General features: G+C 41.1%; 13 protein-coding genes. 1 reads left to right on the top strand and 12 read right to left on the bottom strand.

All coding sequences use genetic code 11. The annotated features are described in order from the left end of the window. The 6 genes from WG989_RS15895 to WG989_RS15870 are packed head-to-tail and all read right to left on the bottom strand — an operon-like array spanning position 1 to position 7,229. A complete protein-coding gene (locus WG989_RS15895; protein ID WP_340430894.1) occupies positions 1–1,935 on the bottom strand; it encodes a glycoside hydrolase family 97 protein in 1,935 nt (644 codons plus the stop codon). Between the two features lie 33 nt (positions 1,936–1,968). Beyond that, positions 1,969–2,283, bottom strand: coding sequence for an L-rhamnose mutarotase (gene rhaM / locus WG989_RS15890; RefSeq protein ID WP_340430893.1), 315 nt, complete (start codon positions 2,281–2,283; stop codon positions 1,969–1,971). 19 nt (positions 2,284–2,302) lie between these two features. Then, complete coding sequence (locus WG989_RS15885) at positions 2,303–3,082, bottom strand: rhamnogalacturonan acetylesterase (RefSeq protein WP_340430892.1); 780 nt, start codon at positions 3,080–3,082, stop codon at positions 2,303–2,305. A 22-nt stretch (positions 3,083–3,104) separates the two neighbouring features. Next, positions 3,105–3,890: a rhamnogalacturonan acetylesterase gene (locus tag WG989_RS15880; protein ID WP_340430890.1), complete on the bottom strand. Its 786-nt coding sequence runs from the start codon at positions 3,888–3,890 to the stop codon at positions 3,105–3,107. 12 nt (positions 3,891–3,902) lie between these two features. Beyond that, complete coding sequence (locus WG989_RS15875; RefSeq protein ID WP_340430888.1) at positions 3,903–5,777, bottom strand: rhamnogalacturonan lyase; 1,875 nt, start codon at positions 5,775–5,777, stop codon at positions 3,903–3,905. Positions 5,778–5,789: 12 nt separating this feature from the next. Then, on the bottom strand, positions 5,790–7,229 hold the full coding sequence (locus tag WG989_RS15870) for a glycoside hydrolase family 28 protein (RefSeq protein ID WP_340430886.1): 1,440 nt from the start codon (positions 7,227–7,229) through the stop codon (positions 5,790–5,792). 317 nt (positions 7,230–7,546) lie between these two features. Here WG989_RS15870 and WG989_RS15865 point away from each other — a divergent pair, with 317 nt between their 5' ends. Beyond that, a complete protein-coding gene (locus WG989_RS15865) occupies positions 7,547–8,710 on the top strand; it encodes an MFS transporter (protein WP_340430884.1) in 1,164 nt (387 codons plus the stop codon). Between the two features lie 124 nt (positions 8,711–8,834). On the opposite strand, the gene WG989_RS15860 is transcribed toward WG989_RS15865, so the two are convergent. The 6 genes from WG989_RS15860 to WG989_RS15835 all read right to left on the bottom strand — a co-directional run bounded on the left by WG989_RS15860 (position 8,835) and on the right by WG989_RS15835 (position 20,839). Further along, the gene (locus WG989_RS15860) at positions 8,835–9,758 is read right to left on the bottom strand and encodes a glycoside hydrolase family 43 protein (protein ID WP_340430882.1); all 924 of its coding nucleotides are present in this window, start codon (positions 9,756–9,758) and stop codon (positions 8,835–8,837) included. A gap of 7 nt (positions 9,759–9,765) precedes the next feature. Then, complete coding sequence (locus WG989_RS15855) at positions 9,766–10,965, bottom strand: glycoside hydrolase family 88 protein (RefSeq protein ID WP_340430880.1); 1,200 nt, start codon at positions 10,963–10,965, stop codon at positions 9,766–9,768. 2 nt (positions 10,966–10,967) lie between these two features. Further along, positions 10,968–12,293, bottom strand: coding sequence for a BNR repeat-containing protein (locus tag WG989_RS15850; RefSeq protein ID WP_340430878.1), 1,326 nt, complete (start codon positions 12,291–12,293; stop codon positions 10,968–10,970). Between the two features lie 7 nt (positions 12,294–12,300). After that, a complete protein-coding gene (locus WG989_RS15845) occupies positions 12,301–15,756 on the bottom strand; it encodes a DUF4450 domain-containing protein (RefSeq protein WP_340430876.1) in 3,456 nt (1,151 codons plus the stop codon). Further along, positions 15,756–17,777 (bottom strand): hypothetical protein, encoded by a 2,022-nt coding sequence (locus tag WG989_RS15840; RefSeq protein WP_340430875.1) that lies wholly within the window; start codon positions 17,775–17,777, stop codon positions 15,756–15,758. Before WG989_RS15840 ends, WG989_RS15845 begins: the two co-directional genes overlap by 1 nt. Positions 17,778–17,971: 194 nt before the next feature. Next, the gene (locus WG989_RS15835; protein WP_340430873.1) at positions 17,972–20,839 is read right to left on the bottom strand and encodes a glycoside hydrolase family 2 protein; all 2,868 of its coding nucleotides are present in this window, start codon (positions 20,837–20,839) and stop codon (positions 17,972–17,974) included. Positions 20,840–20,964: the final 125 nt, after the last annotated feature.

Below are 20,964 nucleotides of genomic sequence, written 5' to 3'. Positions count from 1 at the left end.
CTACTCAAGCACAATTACAAATCCACCCGCCGGTTGTAAGCGAATCGTTTGCTTTTTCGTTACATCAATCTGCTTTTCAGAAAATGATAAGTTTGTATCGCCTTCTGTAATGATCCGTGCTTTTGTTTTCTTGAATATCGCAGGATCGATCACAATATTTCTCGCTGTTTGTTCCCCATTGATCCCGGCGATATACCATTTCTGTTGATACCTTCTTGCCAGTACCACATATTTACCGGGGAAACCGTCAATGTATTTTACATCATCCCAGGTAGTTGGTAATTCTTTTAAAAATTGCTGAATGTTAGCAGGTACATGTTGCATGCCCTCAGGCGATTCTGCAAAATGCTGAATACCGGATAAGAATAAAACAGAGGTTGCCAGTTCAAACGCACTGGTTGTTTTCCGTACAACGTTGGTTTGAATTTTATACAAATTCATCGGCGTAAAATCCATCGGATCAAATGCATTGCGTGTAAAGGGAAGCATGGCACAATGCGTTGCTTCTTTATCAGCATCTCCTTGATTAAACGTGATCATTTCAAATCCACGTACCGCTTCTGCAGTCATTAAATGCGGATAGGTTCTGCTCCATCCTCTTGGCAATGTGGCTCCATGAAAATTTACGAGTAACTGATAATTGGCTGCATCTTTCAAAATAGCCTGATAGTATTCCATTACTGATTGACCATCGCCGGCAAAAAAATCGATCTTGACGCCTTTGATGCCCATATCTTTCAAACGCTGAAATTCTTTGCTGCGGCTTTCACTTGTAAGTAAATGATTTTTTGGAGTGTACTTTACTGTATTCCAATCACCCGCAGAGTTATACCATAATAACAACCCTACACTCTTTTGCTTTGCATAGTCAGCAAGCTCTTTCACTTTTTCATAACCAATCTTTCTGTCCCAATCAGCATCGATCAAACAGTATTGCCAGTTCATAGCAGCAGCAAAGTCAATATATTTCTTCTGCTCATCGTACACAATAAAATCATCTTTTGAATTGATCCAGCTCCACGATGCTTTGCCGGGTTTTACAAACGAAGTATTTTTTACTGCAGTTGCTTGTGCAAGATCAGTCCCTAATGTAGATTCAATAATGGTTGCAAGACTGCCAATGGCAATGATGCGCCAGGGACTTGTGTAAGGCAGTTTTACCTGCGGTAATAGATTTTTACCTGTCATGATCTCACGTGGATCAGGTAAGCCAATAAAATATTCACCATTGGGCGATGCTGCCTGTAATCGTGTTGCACAATCATTGCTACTTACGGAAGCTTCAGTGATCAAAGCCCAGGTAGTATTGTGTTGAAACAAGGCCGGGTACACCCAACCTGCTGCAGATGGTGATATTGTTCCAACAGGTATGTTTTGTTGATAATGTTCTTCATACGCAGGATTGGTTTGCTCCCATCCCGTTTTTGAAACCTGCATGGGTTGTAAAAATGCTTTTACTGAAGAAGGAAAATGAAAAGAGGTATGCTCGGCCGTTAGTGTTTCATATTGATCGTTCTTTCCCGGAATTGCATAGCGGAATGCAACACCATCATTCGACACCTGGAAGATCAATTCCAGAAAAGCACCTGACTGATGCTGATAGCGGATGGTTCGCTTCGTTGCTTTGTAATTGCTTTGTTTTTTCTTGGCATAGATCATGGTATACTGATCAGTAACAACTTGTGGTGCTGATGCCCGAACAAAACGCAGGTTGTTTGAAAAATCAGTTGAACCGACTGTGATGCCCAGTTTAGACGGGCGCAACAGTTCGGGTTGCCCCACATTGATTTTGTAGGTTGGTTTACCATCGGTAAGAGAAACCGTTGCAATGATCTTTTTATTGGGACTGCTGATAGTAACCTGTGCGGATAATTCAACAGCACAGATCAGGAGCATACTGCTAATTACCAGTAAACGAAACGACGAATAATACATGGTGCAAATTGATGAGTTTCCAGATCAATAAAATTAACGCATGTAAAATACTTCTTTCAGCGGAATACTTACCGGTGAATTATCCGGATTACTTTCCATAATGTCTTTCATATAGGCCCACCATTTCTGCATTACCGGATGATTGGGCAATGCATCAAGATGCAAAGGATTATCGATGTTCAATGTTGCAAACAGATCGCCGGTTGCTTCATCCAAAAAAATAAAGTATTCAGTGATCCCTGTTTTGCGAAGTAATTCTTCCAACTCCGGCCAGAGTTCATCGTGGCGACGTTTGTACTCTTCTTCCTTGCCTTTGAAGATTTTCATGCGGGATGCAATGCGTGGCATATTAATTCCTTTTATAGGTTTACTTTTTGATCATATAACGTGCTAACTCTCCCGGGTTTTGCAACAGCAATTGCTGCACCACTATTTCTGTATTCAACTTCGCTCCTTCCATACTTGTATGTGTGTGATCGCCATGAAACAGTTTCTTCACTTCCTCCTGGCCCATTCCATCATACTTATCGGCAATCAGTTTATTGAGATCTACAAAATATGCGCCTTCTTCCTTTGCGATCTGCTCGGCCCACAATGCATAATTATCTGTTGAGCGGTTTACTTTTCCCTCCTTCCAGTTATCTCGTGGTATCAATGAACAAACAATAGGAACAGCTCCTTTTAATTTTGTTTCACGAACATACTTGCGCATGTACCAACCATAACTGTACACTGTTTCATTGATCTTGCGAATGGGATTATAAATAGCAGAACTGTCATTGCCGATGCCACGGATTGTTCCTCTTGCACGTGCCGTATCATCTAACGGACTAGCATCGTTATGACCAAACTGCATGATCACATAATCACCTTTCTTTAAATTGGCAGTGATCTTTTCCCATCGGCCTTCTGTAATAAATGTACGGCTGCTTCTGCCTCCAATGGCATGATTCTGCACAGATATTTTCGATGAATCAAAATGTTCGGCGATAAAACTGCCCCAGCCCCATTGCCCATTTCTGCCGCTTCCATCTCCATTACGAACGGTTGAATCACCAATGATATAAAACACAGGCTTGGTTTGCATGATAGTGAACGATACTATACCAAGTACAATAGCAATGAAGAACAGCTTACTTAATTTCATACTTACAAATTTATATGTACTGTTATTTCTTCAGATAATTTACAAGAGGTATTTGATCACTAAGATTACGAATACCCTGCACAACAGATGCTGCATTAATCTTTGCACCTTCCACATTGGTATGTGTATGATCGCCATGAAAAAGTTTCTTTACTTCGTCCGCCCCCAACACATCATACTTATCTGCAGTAATTGCATTTAAGTCGATAAAGAAAACACCTTCGCTTTCTGCAACTTCTTTTGCCCATTTTCCAAAATCATTGTTTGCACGTTTTACTTTGCCGTCTGCAAATTGATTACGTGGAATCATTGAACAGATAATTGGCCGTGCACCTTTACTCTTTGCTTCTCTGATAAACTTTTTCAAATACCAACCATAGGTATGCACCGTTTCAACAGTTCCATCTTTCCAGGTCAATTCAACCGTTTCCTCGCCTGTGCCACGCAACACACCACGATATCCAGCTCTTGAAGTATCGGGCTTGCTGCCTTCGTTATGTCCAAATTGTATGAACACATAATCACCTTCTGTAAGCGTTGACAATACTTTATCCCAGCGTTTCTCTTTGACAAAAGTTCTTGTACTTCTTCCCGCCATTGCCTGGTTACTGATGTTGATCTGCGTTGAATCAAAGAACTCAGCAATCATTTCACCCCAGCCGCATTGCGGACGGTTTGTATTACGAACCGTTGAATCGCCAATGATATAGATGGTTGGTTTGTTGTTACTCAGAACAATAAAAGAGGTCATTACAAAAAATAATAACAGCAATCTTAGTACATGTGCATTTGCTTTGATCCATTTCATGCTCTGTGCGTTTTATTTTTTTGTAATGATCGTGATGTTCGGTTTTGGCGGCGTCTTCATTCCTTCGCCAATAAAATAACTAACATGCGGCGGTTGATTGTAAGCTACATTCTGCCAGGCAATACTTAAACGATATTGCGGATTGTGCATCAACGTGTACAGTTTTATTTCTGTTGGAATAGAAGTTGAATAGATGCGCAATTCTTTACTATCGGCTGTGCGACAAATAATCTCTTCCCTCCAGTCACCAAACAGGTCAGCACTTAAGCATGGATTTGCTTTGGTGCCGTTGTTACTTACACAACCGAAATCTCTTCCATCAAATAATTTCACCATTGAACTGTTGACATAATCCCATTTACTGATGTTCACACCATTCAATACTTCACTCAATACATCTCCATCCCAATAGATACCCATGTTACAGGGTGGAGTTTTATCGGCGATTTTATTTCCTTTATTATCAAACAAACCGGTGATACCTGCACCTGCTACCCAACATTCAAAGCCGGGATAACGTGGATCAATATCCAATGCCAACCCACGGCCTGGACCTTCGCCATCTTCACCTGCTTTTACAGATGCTTTCTTCCAGATCACCTCCCCTGTTTTTGCATCACGGAAATTTGCACCGGCATCACCAAACCGTTCCTGGATACCGAATACTTCCAAACCCGGACGCTCTGGATCCATATCACTTGTATGCAATGCGTCGCCATGACCAATACCTGTGCTGTATAACCCTTGTCCATTATCATCAATCGTCATTTGCCCATAAATGATCTCATCTTTCCCATCGCCATCAACATCAGATACATTGATATTATGATTGCCTTGTCCTGCATATTCTTTATTACCCGGTTCATTGCTGTCAAACACCCAGCGTTTTACTAATTGACTTCCTTTCAGATCCCATGCAGCCAACACCGTTCTTGTATAATAACCACGACACATTACTAACGATGGATGTTTACCATCTAAGTAAGCAATAGCGGCAATAAAACGATCCATCCGGTTGCCATAGCCATCACCCCACATCGTTTTTAGTTCGGCTTCTGTTGGGTTAAGAGAGGTTGGGTAACGAGGAGGATCATAACTAACTGTAGAAATAGCTGCACCTGTTTGTCCATTGAACACAGTGAGAAATTCAGGGCCGCTTAAAATATAACCACGTTGATTACGATAATCTTTTGTACTGTCGCCGATTAGTTTTCCTTTTCCATCAATTGAACCATCAGCAGTTTTCATAGCGATCTCTGCTTTGCCATCGCCATCAAGATCATACACCATGAACTGCGTGTAGTGTGCCCCTTCACGAATATTTTTTCCGAGATTGATCTCCCATAAAAATGTTCCATCGAGTTTATAGCATTGAATAATCGGCGGATCAGTCATACCGGCTTGTGAATTATCTCTTCCTCTGCCTGTCATATGAATAAATATCTCATACACGCCATCACCATCTACATCACCCACACTTGCATCATTTGCTGCATAGCCGGTTGGTGTTTTTAATGCAATCGATACATACGGCTTTGCATTGGCGGGAAGTATATACGAAGTGCCATTCTTTTCTTCTTTCTTATTAATGATTGCTTTGACAGTGTAAACATTTACTCTGTTTGTATCTACTGCCTCGTCTGTAAATCCGGTCGCTGTTTGCAAAGGCGTTTTGTTCAGCTTCGTTGTTTTACCATTCGCTGTTTTATACAAGTTAAAAGAAAGCGATTGATCTTCTGTTCCCAACAGTCGCCAGCTGACAAATACTTTTCCGTTACCTGCTGGTACTGCATGTACACCACGGGTGAGATACTCCATCTGGTATTGTGCATGTGCAGATAGTGCATACAAGCTAACTGCAATCAGTACTGATACAAATTTATTCATAGTAGAATTTGATTAACCTTTTAGACGCTCCTGTTCTTCAATCCCCGTGGGTTCTTTTTTCTTTTCAACAGGTTTGGTTGAAATATCAATTGTTGTGTTGATAAACTTCCAGCCTTTCGTGTATTCCATTGTACCAATTGTTCCTGCAGAAATAAATGAATTGATGAATTGAAAATCTTCCAACAAGGATTTAGGTAAGCCATTTATCTCAAATGCTTTTTGCGCGTTACTGATCTTTACGTTTTGAATGATAAACTTCCGAGCAGATGGAATTCCTTTTGCAGCAGGAGTAACCTTTTGCAGCATCGATTTCCAATGTGCAGGTACTGTTTCCATAGTATATCCTTTGGGCAACTCAGAATAACTGTACGCAGGATACCAGTTGAGATTGAACTGGTATGCATTACGCACTGAATCCAAAACAGAATTCACGAAGTACACATCTTCAACTATACCTCCACGTGTTGTTGCAGATTTTATCCGCAAACCATTGTCTGTATTTTTTGCGTAGAGATCAGTACAATAAATATGACGGATGCTGCCCGATGTTTCACTTCCTAAAGTGACAAGCCCAGCCCCTCTACGTGCAATTGATTTTCGTATCACCACATATTCTGTCGGACGGTTTACTCTTAAACCATCCCAATCACGACCGGCTTTTAAACAAAAATTATCATCGTTACAATCGATATCACAATTCTGTATCAACACCCAGCTCGATGAATCCACATCAATACCATCGGTGCTCGGCCCGCTTCCATCTTCATTGTTCCTGATCACAACGCCATCAACCGTTAAATAGGAAGAGTATAATAATTGTACTGTCCAGAAACCGGCATTCTTAAACGTTAATCCTTTAATGGAAACATCGGATGAATTTTGAACCAACAACGTACGCACACGTTTGGCATCATAATCAACGATCCAGCGTAAGCCTTTTTTATCGTAATCTTTCCGCATTTCCCAATATTTATCCCAGCAAAATTTTCCCCTTGCATTTACAATGCCTTCACCGGTGATCGCCACATTCTTTACATTCAATGCATTGATCAACGCAGCAGGCCATTTCATTTCTATTCCTGCAATACGTGTATCCATATCAGGATAGTCATCGAATTTTTGTGAACCAAGGATCAATACGCCTTTATCAATTCGCAAATGCACATTGTTTTTTAAGAAGATGGCTCCCGTAACATAGGTGCCCGTTTTAAACGCTACAATACCTCCGCCTTTTGCTGCACATGCGTCAATTGCTTTTTGAATGGCTTTGGTATTGACTGTTACTGTATCGCTTACTGCACCATAGCTGTTTACATAATAAACCGTTTTAGCAGTAGGAAAACTTCTGGCTCCTACATTCTTTGTCCAGGCAGGAGCTGTGAACGATTGTGCTGCGGCTGTAAAAGAAAAAACTGATAACAGTAAACTGTAAATGCTGTGCTTGAAACTCATTGTATGTTTTGTGTTTGAGAATTTTTTTGAGTGGAACAGTATCGTTGTTGAGATGCAGTTGAACGGACATCCGTTGCTTTTGCAGGAACTGTTCGGTCAACCTTGGTGAATTGACATGACATACGAATACAAGAAAATAGAATCGGAGATCCGGCAAGCATAGCAATACTTTAGCTCTGTAAAGTAGGCAGAGATGATGCCCTATCTATCCTGCTGTGTCCTGCACAAACGTTTGCGAAAACGTTTACATGAGTTTATTGCAGCAGTGCTTGTAAAACGAACCGTTTTTCAGGTAATTTCGCCTTTTAAATAAGCTATTGACCACTATTTCCACAGCAACCAATCACTACTCGAATCTGCAGATGCGCATTGCTGTATCTGTTTTCTTTTTCTGTCAGGGTATTTGCTTTGCCAGTTGGGCAAGCCGCATCCCTGATATTAAAACAACATTGCATTTATCGGAAGCCGCATTGGGGAGTATTTTATTGGCATTACCTGCCGGACAATTAACCATGATGCCCTTTAGCGGAAAATTGGTGACACGGTTTGGCAGTAAATATATTTTACGATTGGCTGCTGTAGGTTATGCATTAACGTTGATCACGATTGGCATGGCAAACTCACCGTGGTTGCTGGCTTTATGTCTTTATGTTTTTGGATTAACAGGTAACCTCTGTAATATTTCAGTTAACACACAAGCCGTAAATGCAGAGGCATTGTATGGCAGATCCATTCTTGCATCGTTTCATGGAGTTTGGAGCACAGCAGGGTTTACCGGCGCATTGGTTGGTTTATTGATGATGCGTTTGGAATTAATGCCGATGTTTCATTTCATGATCATTGCTGCGATGGTGATAACACTCAACATTTTCTTTCAGAAATATTTAATTATTACCCCAACCAGCAAAACAGCTTCTTCATTTAAACGTTTCCAGAAGCCAAAAGGGTTGTTATTGCAACTGGGACTGATCGCTTTCTGTTGTTTAAGTGCTGAAGGTTGTATGTTTGATTGGAGCGGTGTATATTTTAAGGAAGTGGTGCAGGTAAAAGGCGAATTGGTATCACTTGGTTATGCTTCCTTCATGATCATGATGGCAACGGGACGATTTACAGGTGATAAACTCGCAGAACGTTTCGGCAGAACAAAAATGGTACAGATAAGTGGTGTATTGATCTTTATTGGCATGATGACTTCAGTATTATTCCCGAACATCATCATGTCAACCATTGGATTCTTGATTGTTGGTTTTGGTGTTAGTAGCATTATTCCTTTGGTATATAGTACTGCAGGTAAAGTAAAAGATGTGGCGAGTGGTATAGCGATTGCTACTGTTTCAGGTGTCGGCTTTCTTGGATTTTTGATGGGGCCACCATTGATCGGTTATATTGCTGAGCTGGCAGGACTGCGTTATTCATTTGCAGTAATTGCGTTGCTTGGCTTGGCGATTAGTTACATGATCAGTAAGATCAAGTTGGTGTAAGAGGTTACGTTGTAATTCTTCTCAGTGTACTCTGTGTAAACCTTCGTGTACTTCGTGCAACTAAAACAGTAGCCCAAAGAACTCAAAGTATGCTCAAAGAGCACAAAGGAATTTCATTAGTTCATCATTTCGGTAATAATTCAAACTCTGCTTTGCTGATTGTAAAAATGGTACCATGACGGATTCCTTTTGGCATGGTTAACCTATCTGATACATCCGTCCAGTTTTTCAAATCAGTTGATTGCACAGCACCATATTTATGATCCCGGTATTTATCAAAGTAAACGATCCATGTGCCGTTGATCTTCAACGTGGTTGGCCCTTCTGCCCAATAATTGCCCGTGATGGGTGCAGATGCTTCGCTATAACCACTGTTGATCTTTTTGCTTGTAGCAATTTTTAAATTCTTTTGTACCGGCTCTCTTGTTTCATCTTTCAGGAACATCACAAACTTTTTTCCATTTGGAACGATCGTTGCATCAATTACATTGAAACCTTTATCGTACAGCATTTTTGTGTTGCTGAACGTTTTAAAATCTTTGGTGAGCACATAGTACATCCGGTGATTGTAGCCATTTTCTACTTTCAGATCAGCTTTGTATTTATTGGCAATGGTGGTAGCCCAATAGATCATGTATTGTTTACTCTTTGCATCGTAAGTGATCTCTGGTGCCCAGCAGTTGCGTGCAGAACCTTCATGCTGCATCACAGGAATAAAACGTTGTTCACTCCAGTTGATCAGATCTTTTGAGCTGGCATACCCAATTCCTTTATCGTTCCAGCTAACTGTCCACACCATGTGAAACAAATCGTCAGCACCACGAATAATACAAGGATCACGCATCAGTTTATCTTTTGCAACAGTTGGTTTTAAAAACGAACTGTCTTGCTTTAATGCATTCCATGCAAAGCCATCATTGCTGTAAGCCAGATGTAAACCATCCTGCCCATTGTTTTTGAAATAAGCAAACATGTACACAGAATCGCTCTGAGCATTTACACGCAACAACTGCATCAACACAATAACCAATAAACTGATCTTCTTCATCATTCAATTATTTAAACATCGCTTTGTAACGGATCATCGCTTCTACGAAATAGTAATCAGCATAAGTCAACGGCACATCAATTTCTGTTTGAGCCGGGAAATGACCAACGCTGTGTTTCAATAGAAACCCACCAGTGGTTCCTGCGGCTGCTTTGTATTGTTCGGTTGACAAATTCTTCAAGATTGTTTCAGCTGCTTTGAAATACTTCACCGATAATTCTTTGCTTACATAGCCGCTTAATTCGAGTAATGCAGATGCCATGATCGTTGCTGCCGACACATCACGTAAGGCAGTGGGAATATTCGGTGCATTAAAATCCCAGTAAGGAATTTTATCTGTTGGCAGATTCGGATGATTTAAAATAAAATCAGCGATCTTATTCGCCTGTTCAAGATATTGTTTGTCTTTTGTTTCCCTGTAGGTTTCAGTATAACCATACAAGCCCCATGCCTGTCCACGTGCCCATGCACTCTCGTCGGCAAACCCCTGTGCTGTGCGTTTTTGCTGGATGGCTCCTGTTTGTGAATTGTAGTTGATCACATGATACGAACTGTTGTCTGCACGAAAATGATTTTTGATGGTTGTGTTAGCATGAGTGACAGCAATCTTGTAAAATGAAGAATCATCTGTAACCTGTGTGGCCCAGAATAATAACTTCAGGTTCATCATATTGTCGATGATCACAAGGTATTCATTAGGCTTACCGTCCCAGGATTTAATGCAGCCTGTTACAGGACTAAAGCGTGTTGACAAGGATTTAGCACTTGTTACCAAAATATCTTTGTAGGCAGCCGATGGTTGAATAAGATTTGCATTCCCAAAACTGCAATACATCATAAAGCCCAGATCATGTGTACGGGTGTTGAATTGCTCTTTCTTTAACACTTCAAGAATTCGTTGAGCTTCTTTATAAAGTGCTTCGTCTTTTGTTTGTTGATAGAGGAACAACAACGTACCGGGATAAAACCCACTGCACCACCAACCTGAATTACTGAATTCATATTTGCTGGTTTTTGGAAAATAGGTTTTTGGAAATTTATCAGCTGGCAGGTTTTGCTGCAACACTTTGTACTGCGCAGCAGCTTCCGTAAAATTCTGTTCAATGGTCGACAATAAATTTTTATCCGGTTGATGCGTTGACTTCTTTTGTGCAACCACACATCCTGCTAAAATAACAACGATCAATCCAGTTAACAATTGCTTCATGCTTACTTGTTTTTAAATTTCAGCTCAAGTACCTGTACCAGCTGAGGACGGATGTTTGATTTGCCTTCCCCATCCTGCTGATCGGTATATTGAACAAATAAATGTAATTGCTTTTTCTGTTTCCACAAGTTTGTATCAAAGCTGGGCTCCCATGAACCTACCGAAGTATGGGAAAGATCGGTGAGCTCCCATTTGTTCAGCAGCAGATCATTACAGATTGCTACTGATACTTTGCTTTGCCGTTCTTCATCTCTGAAAATTAGCACAACCGATTTTCTTTTACTTTTATCCAACACAACGATCTGCGGTCTGGAGATCGGAATGCGTTTGGTACCCACACCACTCAAGCTGAATGCAGTAGTACGAAAGCCGGTATTATTCACGTTCCAATCGCTCCCGGTATTGTAAACAATATGATATTGCGGAATAGAATCACCTTTTTCTTTCCAATAAGATGCAATGAATGGATTGCCTGCATCATCAGTAACCATACTTGTTTGATTAATAAGTTCACTTTTCTGCGGGATCGTTACGATGTATTCAGCAGTTGCAGCATTGATGGGTAAACGATATAATTCATTTTTGGAGTTCATCCATGTTATTCCTCCATCTGTTGACTTTGCATAACAGAGATCATGATTCGACGCCACATCGCTGCTTTCACGCCACACCCATGAAAGATGAATGGTGCCGTTTTTATCGACACATGCCTGCCAATACGCATTGCGTTGCTTTTGTCCGTCTATAAGATTGGTATGTAGCTGTTGCCATTGTTTTGTTGTACGATCATAACGGTTGATGACAAGATTTCCCTGACCTGATTGACCATCACGATAGAAAAATAAAAGATTTCCATTGGGCAAGGAATAAAACTCAGGATAGGTAACATTTTTCTCAAACAATCCCGTCATTGGCATTTCATCCGTCAGTTGCAATGAACCGGGTGCAATGCTTTTTGCATAATGCAATTTGTTATTGTGATGATCCCAGGCAAGATGCAGGTAGCCATCACCGTCAACCATGATGCTGATGGAATTATGTGCATCGGCTACCTTACCCTTGAATGTGGTTTTTTGCAGTTTCCAGTTTTTACTACCCAGCTTTCGTTTCCCAATTACAACAAATCCTTCCTGATTGTAGAAAGAAATGTATTGCGTGTTTTTGTAAGTACACAACGAATTTTTACGAAACACGACTGTGTTGACTGAGTTATTTGCCCATCCACTGTCAACGGAAACTGTATTCACCCACTTCACGGATTGTGCTGTCGCTGTCAACACAAAAAATTGGAACGTAAGAAAGAAGGCAATTAATTTTCGCAGCTTCATATTCATTTTATTGCAGCAAGGTAATACCCATCAAACCAATTACCACGTCATTGGCGATTGTTTTTAAAACCAGACTCTTTAATTGCTTTCCGGGATTCAGCGGAAGATCAAGCATGGTAGCTGCTCCCCCATCGATAGCATAGTTAGCAAATCCTTTGATGCTTGTGTATTTGTATTTTTCCGGTATTACATCTCCTGTTTTTAACGATACACGAATGGGTTTCGGTGCACCGGTTGCAAATGCATATTCATCAATAAAATAATCCTGTTCAATGGGCCACCAGTTCTCGGGATTCTTTAATTCCAATACGGATGAACTTCCGTCGGTATAATGAACCGTGATCGCTCCATTCACCATCCGGCTTTGCATGGGATTGGTACTGCCTGCCATTAAGAAATACGCATGCGATGCAGTTCCGCTCAACGGTAATACAACCGAATCGGGATAATTATCCCACATTGATGTAAACACGATATTCTTTTTTTCTGTTGATGTAGTTTTAAATGGAATCTGATTGATCAGTACTTCGTTCTTCAAACCTGCTTTTGCCCGTAACCCACTATCGTTGATGTTCGCCGTAACTAACGGATAGGCCCAATTGCCTATGCCTTGTGTGGGTAATTGCAACGTTGGTACAGCCGGACGGGGCGATAAGTAGTCATTCTTAAAAATATTCGTCACTACATCATTGAAATGCGGAGTAATATCAACGGTTTCAAACTTTGTTTCAGGCGTGATCGTAACTGTTTTAACGAACGGCTCATCTTCGATCAATGAAAAACTCAACGGCTCAAACCAACTGAAATCACCTTGCTTCAACTGCAGGTACAAACTGTTTAAACCTGCATTACTTAAGTTGCCGGATATCATGTTTGTTCTACGCACTAAATTCCGTAACACTTCCACCGGTTGATACGTGTTAGTGATGATCGCCTTATTCAATTTCACTTGTACCAGTTCTTTACTGTTGTATGCTTGTTTATGAACGGGCTTTTCAAACCCTTCTCCTTTCCATTTAATGATGATTGCATAAGATTTTGCAGGTACTGCATCGATCTGTAAAGATGGTGTACCAATAATACTGTCAACTACTTTCCATTGTACAAGCTTATCATTTACCGTAATGGATTCAACAGATTCCCTATACGCCGGAATGATCAACTGCAGTTTCAGTTGTTTGCTGAAGGTTGGCTGCAGTATATATTCTTCAGTTAAGCGTGTGCGTTTGAACACAAACTGAATGTTGGGTGTTGTAAGCGCTGCATTGTTCCATTGTTTCGGCAAACCTGGTTTAATTACCAACCGATCATTCAACGCATCGGGCAACACACCAAACAAACCTTCCACCAATGTTCTGCCAGCCATAGCTATCGGATCAGCAAAATCTCTGTACAACTCGCCTCTTATCGCATCATAAAAACTCAATTGCTGAATACTCCCCGGACTTGCACCGAGATACATACTCTCCATCAACGAACTCTTCCATAACCGATACGCTTCTTCTTTATCGCCACCCTGCCAGTAAGCCAATGCAGTGTGCAGCAGTTCTGCCAACGCTACATTATTCAAACTCCAGGTATAAGGTTGCCAGTTGGTGGTTGACAATGTATAAAGCGATGAATCTTTCAATCCTTTTGCAACAATGGGAATATGTGGAATGTAATAGTTTACATAGTGCAATGATTGATACGATTGAAACGGATCAGCTATTCCCTCATCCAATGCATGATAGATGGTCCACAATGCAGCCGATTCATGCAACAGTTTATTCCCCAACAGATCTTTGTATTCTGCATACCAACCTTTGTTCTGCATCCATAACTCTTCATTGATAGCATCAAGAATTTTATTTGCTTCAATTTCATACTTCGTTCCATCAACACCAACAATCTTTGCCAGCTGTGCTGCCATTTTGTTTGAACGATAGTTATACGCCGATGAATGCGTAACGCCGCCTCCACTGTATTGCAATGCATCACTTGCCCAGATAGCAGCATACGAATCATACAAGCCATCGCCATCTGCATCAAAGTTTCGTTTCTCCCAATCAAGATGACGAACAAGCAATGGCCACATTTGTCGAACATAAGCAGTATCACCTGTCCAGTTAAAATGATTGAGCAACTGATCGATGAACACCAGGTTCATATCGTAGTGATGTGCACGCAGATCACCACCCGGATTGCGGGAGATATAACCGCTGCTGAAAACAGATGTGCCAAGCTTTTCCTGCTGACGACCCAAATGTAATGCTGTATCTGCAACAACAGGCCCGGTCAATGGCATTGTTACCTGCGACAATGCATAACCGTTAAAATGTTTTTTTGCACGATCGTGCCAACCAAACACATCTGCAATATAAGCACCACGCCAGCCATTCAAACGCATACGCCATGCAATGGCACCATGCATAAACGATGGATCTTCCCACACCGCATCAGCAGCAATGCCTAACACAGAACCCAATGTATTGATGAACGGATCAGGTGTTGAGACTTTGATACGATCAGCCAGTTTTTTTCTTGCTGCTTCTGCCTGCTGAAACAATCGTGGTAGTACATCATAATAAATAATACTATTCTTTGCAGGTTTTTGTACTGTGAAGTAATAAACTTCCTTATTCTTCAATTGAAGAGTTGCGGTTACTATTGGCGCTGTTACATTACTATCAGCCAGTAATAATTTAGCAGGCGATTGCTGTTGAGTGGCATCCTTAATTTTCAGTATTGATAATGTTGGAAAAATACCAATAAGTTCTTTTCCTTTGTCAGCTGCGGAAGATGTATTGTTTGCATTTGCAGGAAGATGCTGTACCTCGTATCGTTCCTCTTCACTCAATGGTTTTGCAAAACCATACAGCAATTGAAAACTGTTTTTTTGGATCTTGAAAATATTATCCTTGCAATACTCAGGTTTTAAATAAAAAGAAGATTCAGGATCGGCTCCAATATCACCGTCACGTGAAAACTTTTTTCCGGTAGCACCGCCATACACGGCAACTAATTGCACAGCAGTTGAAATATTTTCTGTTTGCAGTTGAACGATCATTCCTTCACTTGAATACAAGGCAATTAGATGTAGACGAATGATGCCCTCACCTAACAACTCATCTTTTATTTCGTACAGCATGGAACCTGCACGATAAATGGCTTTGATCTTTTTACACTCGATCAGCCATTTACTTTTTCCATTTATTACAATGCCGAATTTTAGATTACCGCCCATGCCAGGCATATACAATGCAAACTCAGGCAAATCACCTGCTTCTGCACGAAATGCTGTGTTGCCGCCATATAATGCACGGTTGAAACGACTTGTTCCGTTTTCAATGACAATATCATTTCCTTCCGGACGATAACGCAACTCCCGTTCAATGCCATGCCATAGCTTTTTTGTTTCCTGCGCATTAATTGCAGTCAACAAAAAAAACAAACTAGTAACAACTGAAATAAATCTCTTCATTAAAACATTTTCTTTAGTCCTTCCCATTTTACATTCCATGTTTTTGGAAAACCAATATTGATTCCTTTGTCTGCATCGGCACCCGTACACATCAAGGCAACAGCGTTCAACACACCACCATTACCGGGAAGATAAATCGTTAAACGATCATCCTGGAAATTATGTCCGTTGATTAAATACGTATTCGTACGCACTGGCATCAGCAATGCATTCACCGCTTCTTCACCCATGTGCAAACGTGCAGCCGTCATCGCCATGAGCGGATAATCCCAACCCCATGTTTCATTCCAATCCCATTTTTCCAAAACTGTGAAATAGGTTTTCTTCATCACCACCGTATCCAAACCATTGGCAGCAGGTATTGTACTGTAAGCTCCTAACACCGCAGGATGATCGGTTAAATACTTCGATCCTTTTTCATAACAATCAGGTGTGTTGCCTGCTGCGAGATAAACACCGTTCAATTGTGGCAATGGTGCCAGATTGTTAATGATCTCGTCCCACTTCTTTTCTCTGGGCAAACCGGAACGCACTCTCCATTGCTGTGCAACTTCCAATGCCCAGCTCCAGTATGACAATTCATAGGTTGGATTAAAAGTAGATACTGCATCAAAACATTCCTGTGCAGGAATTAATCCTTTACCCAGATTATATTTTTTTGTTGCTGCATTGTAAGAAGGAAACGATGCCATGAAATCGGCAGTCGCAAATAACAACTCTTTGTATTTATTGAGTGTTTTACTTGTTGGATTATGACGATACATCAACTCCGCCATATAAATAAAATGAGGTTGCTGCCAGATGAGGAATGCACCGACAGACGATGGCGCTTCATCACCATTATTATCCGTCATCTTTTGCCAACGCAACCCTTCAAAGCCTTGTCGCTTGGCAATGAGCTTTGCTTTTTCTGCAACAGTAAAATACCAGTCCAGACTTTTCTCCATCAGCTCCGGCCGGCCCCATTGTGCATAATGCACCGCATGCCACCAATGCATTTCCAGATGTGGTTTACCATACCAGCTGTTATACGTTAAGCCTGTTTCCTGTGGAGGATAAGCAGCCGAGCATTGTACTTTGGTGAGGTATTGTGATAACACTACTCTGCGTTCTAATTCAAATGCACGGGGATCTTTTGTGGCTGAGAAATCAACCGCACCACCATTAAGCCAGAATTTCTTCCAGCTTAGCTCACTGCTTTGTTTTGTTTTAAAGAAGTTGGTGATCGTGGTTAAGGGTTTCTTTTCCGAGAAACTGAAACTGCATTCAAATGAACCTTTTCCTGTAACAGGCAGCAGTTGAAAATAATGTGTGCCTACCTTTTTGATTGTTGCAGAAGAAGTCCAGTTCACATCAACGTAATAATTGGTTGTATCAAGCGTTCGCTTTATCAGAGCACTGCCGGTAGTGCTTGTGAGTGAAGAGCTATGTTTTTCATCGCTCTTAAAATTGTCTCCTCCATCTTTAAACTGTGCATTGGGATAAGGAAAACGTAAACGTACAGTGATCCTGTTTTTAAATAGTAATGGCGATTCAATACGGAACGAAACGGCATCGTGTTGCTGATGTGCAGCGGTGGTTACTTTTACAGGCACTCCTTCTACAGCAAAATTGCTGGTGATCACACCTGTCCAGACATTTAACTCCTGGCTCACTGTTTGGATATCGTTCACTGTTGCAAGTGTTCCATCTTTCTTTTTTATTTCCAACCCAATATTGCCTAACTGCAAACGATGCGGGTTCACTCGGAAATATTCCACCGCCATCTTCACTCTGCCCGGCTCTTTCGGCTGAACGGTATAAGAAATTTTTCTTCCTTCCAACTCATACACTTTCTGTGCTTCCTCAACCTTCAGATTTTCTGTATTCGGAAAACTATGCCAGCCCCACACTGATTGTGTACCAAGCGGCACACCTTTGATATAGGCCTCCGGAAAACTCTGCATACCTGTTGCATCAACAGTAAATGCAAAATTTCCATTGCCAACAGTCAATGAAGAAAGCGAATCGACTTTGTTCACTTTGACATTGTGGCGTTTCACAACAGCTTCACGGTTGATTTGTGAATTTGCCACGAAGGCACTAAGGCAGAAAGAAGCGCAAAGAAGAAAAGAAGAAAAGTTGAATTTCATTGTATTTATTATCATAATTAAGTTCGAAGACTCAAGTCAGCTTCATGCCTTTCTTTGCGCCTTCGTGTCTTCGTGGCAAAAAATCAGAACACATTATCCACTGCCGGTCTGCTGTAATTCTCTTTCGAATCCGTTGTCTTCGGCATACCAAAATAGAATTGCAATACACGTTTCTTGTTTCCACTCACATGATTCAATTCACTCATCGGGCCATACACTCGTGTGTTGGTGGTTAAACCAACCGCCAGCTTTGTTCCAATGGGCGGAATACAATCAAGAAACGAAATATTTCCAACAGGCACTTCAGGATGCGGTTTGTTGGCACTGCTCAATGCATAAAAATCAAAGAGGCGTACAAACAAACCGGTGTCGGGTGATGCAATATAAAATTTCCCTTCCACCGTACTCAGCTCCATCCAGTTCACTTCGCCATAATAACCTTTAAACTCGGGATATACCACAGGTGAATACCCTGTATGTGTGTTGTTGTATAAATTCTGCCACACATTTACAGGTGTTCCTGCAATCCGGTTTTTCCATTGGCGAACCGGGCCCTTCCCCAACCAACGTGCTGACAATACATAATTCTCAGGATAGTTAAAACTGATGCCGGTAAATGGCTGATCACCTTCTGTACTGTATTCATACTCCATGGTTGTCCAGCCGCTTGCATTGATCTTCCAGCGAACATATTTCATATCACCACTGTACAAAAATTCAACAACGGTGTTTGCATCTTCTTTATATGTTCTGGATGAAACAACGGTTGCTGAACCTTTCACCAACACCGGCCCGTTATTGAACGACAGTACATAATCGTTGGCTGTATTTTTTGTTGTAACAAGGTTTCCTGTTTTCTTATCCAGTACAACGGTTACATCGCCACCAGTGATCGCATAAACGGTATCGGTTTCTTTGATGGTAGTGGCATCATTTTTTACTGTTACAAATCCATTCAACTGTAATGCATTGCTTTTGATCTTCGATGTCCATTTGTACAGTTCATTGCCATTATTATCTTTTGCAACGATCACGAGTGCATCATAGTTTTTATAATCAGCAGGCAGTGGAAGTTTCAAGGTTCCTTTTTGTGTGGCAGCAATGTTCGGTGCTGTTGCAGTTCCTTTTTGTTTCACCACGTATCCATCAAAGCGGTCGAATGGTTTACTGAAATCAACCAAGGCCCAATAGAATGTACATTGATTGGTATTGAGAAAATGAAAACGGTTCTCCACTTCTATTTCAGCATTAAACGAAGCTGGTAATGCATCAGGCAAGTTCAACTGAACCGGTGAAAATATTTCACGTAATGCATAGAAGCTTCCTTCTTTCTCCCGATGCGGGCCAAGAATACCATCATTGGCATTCAAGCCATTTGCATCTAAAACATTGTTGAGATCAGTACGCATCACTGCTTCATCGGCCATCACCCAAATAAATACACCGCCACTCTTCTGCGATTTCCAATGCAGGTTCCAGAAGTCTTCCATCGCCGCACCACCGCCGCCATCATCCTGTGCATGCAACATTTCGGTGGGCATATAGATCAATGAATCATTCAATATTTTTTGTGTGCTGTAATAATCTTCATAATGATTACAATCAATGCCGTTAATCGCATTACCCGGACGATGATGTGCATGAATAACCGTCCGCTTCGAAAAATCATATTTGGCATAATCATCATCCAGTTCTTTATTATGTCCACCTTCGTTACCATTGCTCCACAAAACAATGGAAGGATGATTGAGATCACGCAACACCAATTCCTTTACCAATGGTTCACCTGCCTTGGTGCTGTAGGCCTTTTGCCAGCCAGCCAATTCATTCAATACATAAATGCCCAATGAATCGCATAACTGCAGAAAGTATTTATCAGGCGGATAATGACTGCAACGCACGGCATTCATGTTCATCTCTTTCAAGAGCAAGGCATCTTTTAATTCATTTTCTTTCGACAATGAACGTGCAGTCTCCGGCCAGAAGCAGTGACGATTGACGCCTTTAAACTTTACCTGTGTTCCGTTGATATAAATGCCCAGTCCTTGTTTTACTTCAATGGTTCTGAAACCAAACTTCTCACTCAGTTCATATAATTTCTTACCAGCCGCATCCTGCAATACCACCGTTGCCGTGTACAGGTTTGGTGTTTCGGAAGTCCAGGCTTTGATATTGTTTACCTGTGCAGATACAATGACGTTTTCAGCCGACTTTAGAACTGCCGTTTTTGTTGTGGCAACAACTTTCTTATTAACATCAGTAATGGTTGTAACAACAGTTGCATTTTGTGCAAGACCTTTTGTCCAAACCTGCATGGCAAACTTACCGTCATGTTTTGCATCAATACCAACATAGTCGATGTATTGTTTTGGTGTTACTTCTAAAGAAACGGGACGAAAAATACCACCGAATACCCAGTAATCAGCTAACCGTTCTGCATTGTTCACACTGGTATCACTGCTCATCTTGCTCACGGTTACTTCCAGCGTATTGGCTTTATCAAAATTCAACAGCGATGTTACATCATATTTGAAACGATAGAATGCACCACGATGAATGTCCCCTGCACTCTTGCCGTTGATCTTTACTTCTGTATCCGTCATGCTGCCATCAAACACAATATGGATGTTCTTTCCTTTCCATGCAGCAGGCACTTTGAATTGATATTTATACATCCCCTTCTCATCATAGAAACGAAAATTCTTTCCGTTGGTTTTGTAATCACGACCGTAATTGTAATTTCCAAACCCCTGTTGCTCCCAACAACTGGGCACCTGTATCTTTTTCCATTCGCCGCTGTTGCGACCTGCCGTGCAAAAGAAATCCCATTGCACGGTATTCTTTGCGTCTGTACCGCTTAAATATTGTATTTGCTTTTGCTGGGCTGATAAAGATGTTGTGAGTAATAGGTTAAGAGTTACGACTAGCCCAACTTTGAAAATCTTCTTCATCATATATTTTTTTGTTATCGACTTTTGCATTTCTATCAAACTTCGTTGCGCCAACCTCTTGTACGGCAACAAATCTTTCAGCATTCTCTCACCACTCGTTCCTATGGAACGAACACCTGCCTTTT

It is taken from the genome of Lacibacter sp. H407, assembly GCF_037892605.1.
Lineage (GTDB): Bacteria > Bacteroidota > Bacteroidia > Chitinophagales > Chitinophagaceae > Lacibacter.
The sequence above is the reverse complement of the archived record's forward strand: the minus strand, read 5'-3'. Positions and strand labels throughout refer to the sequence as shown.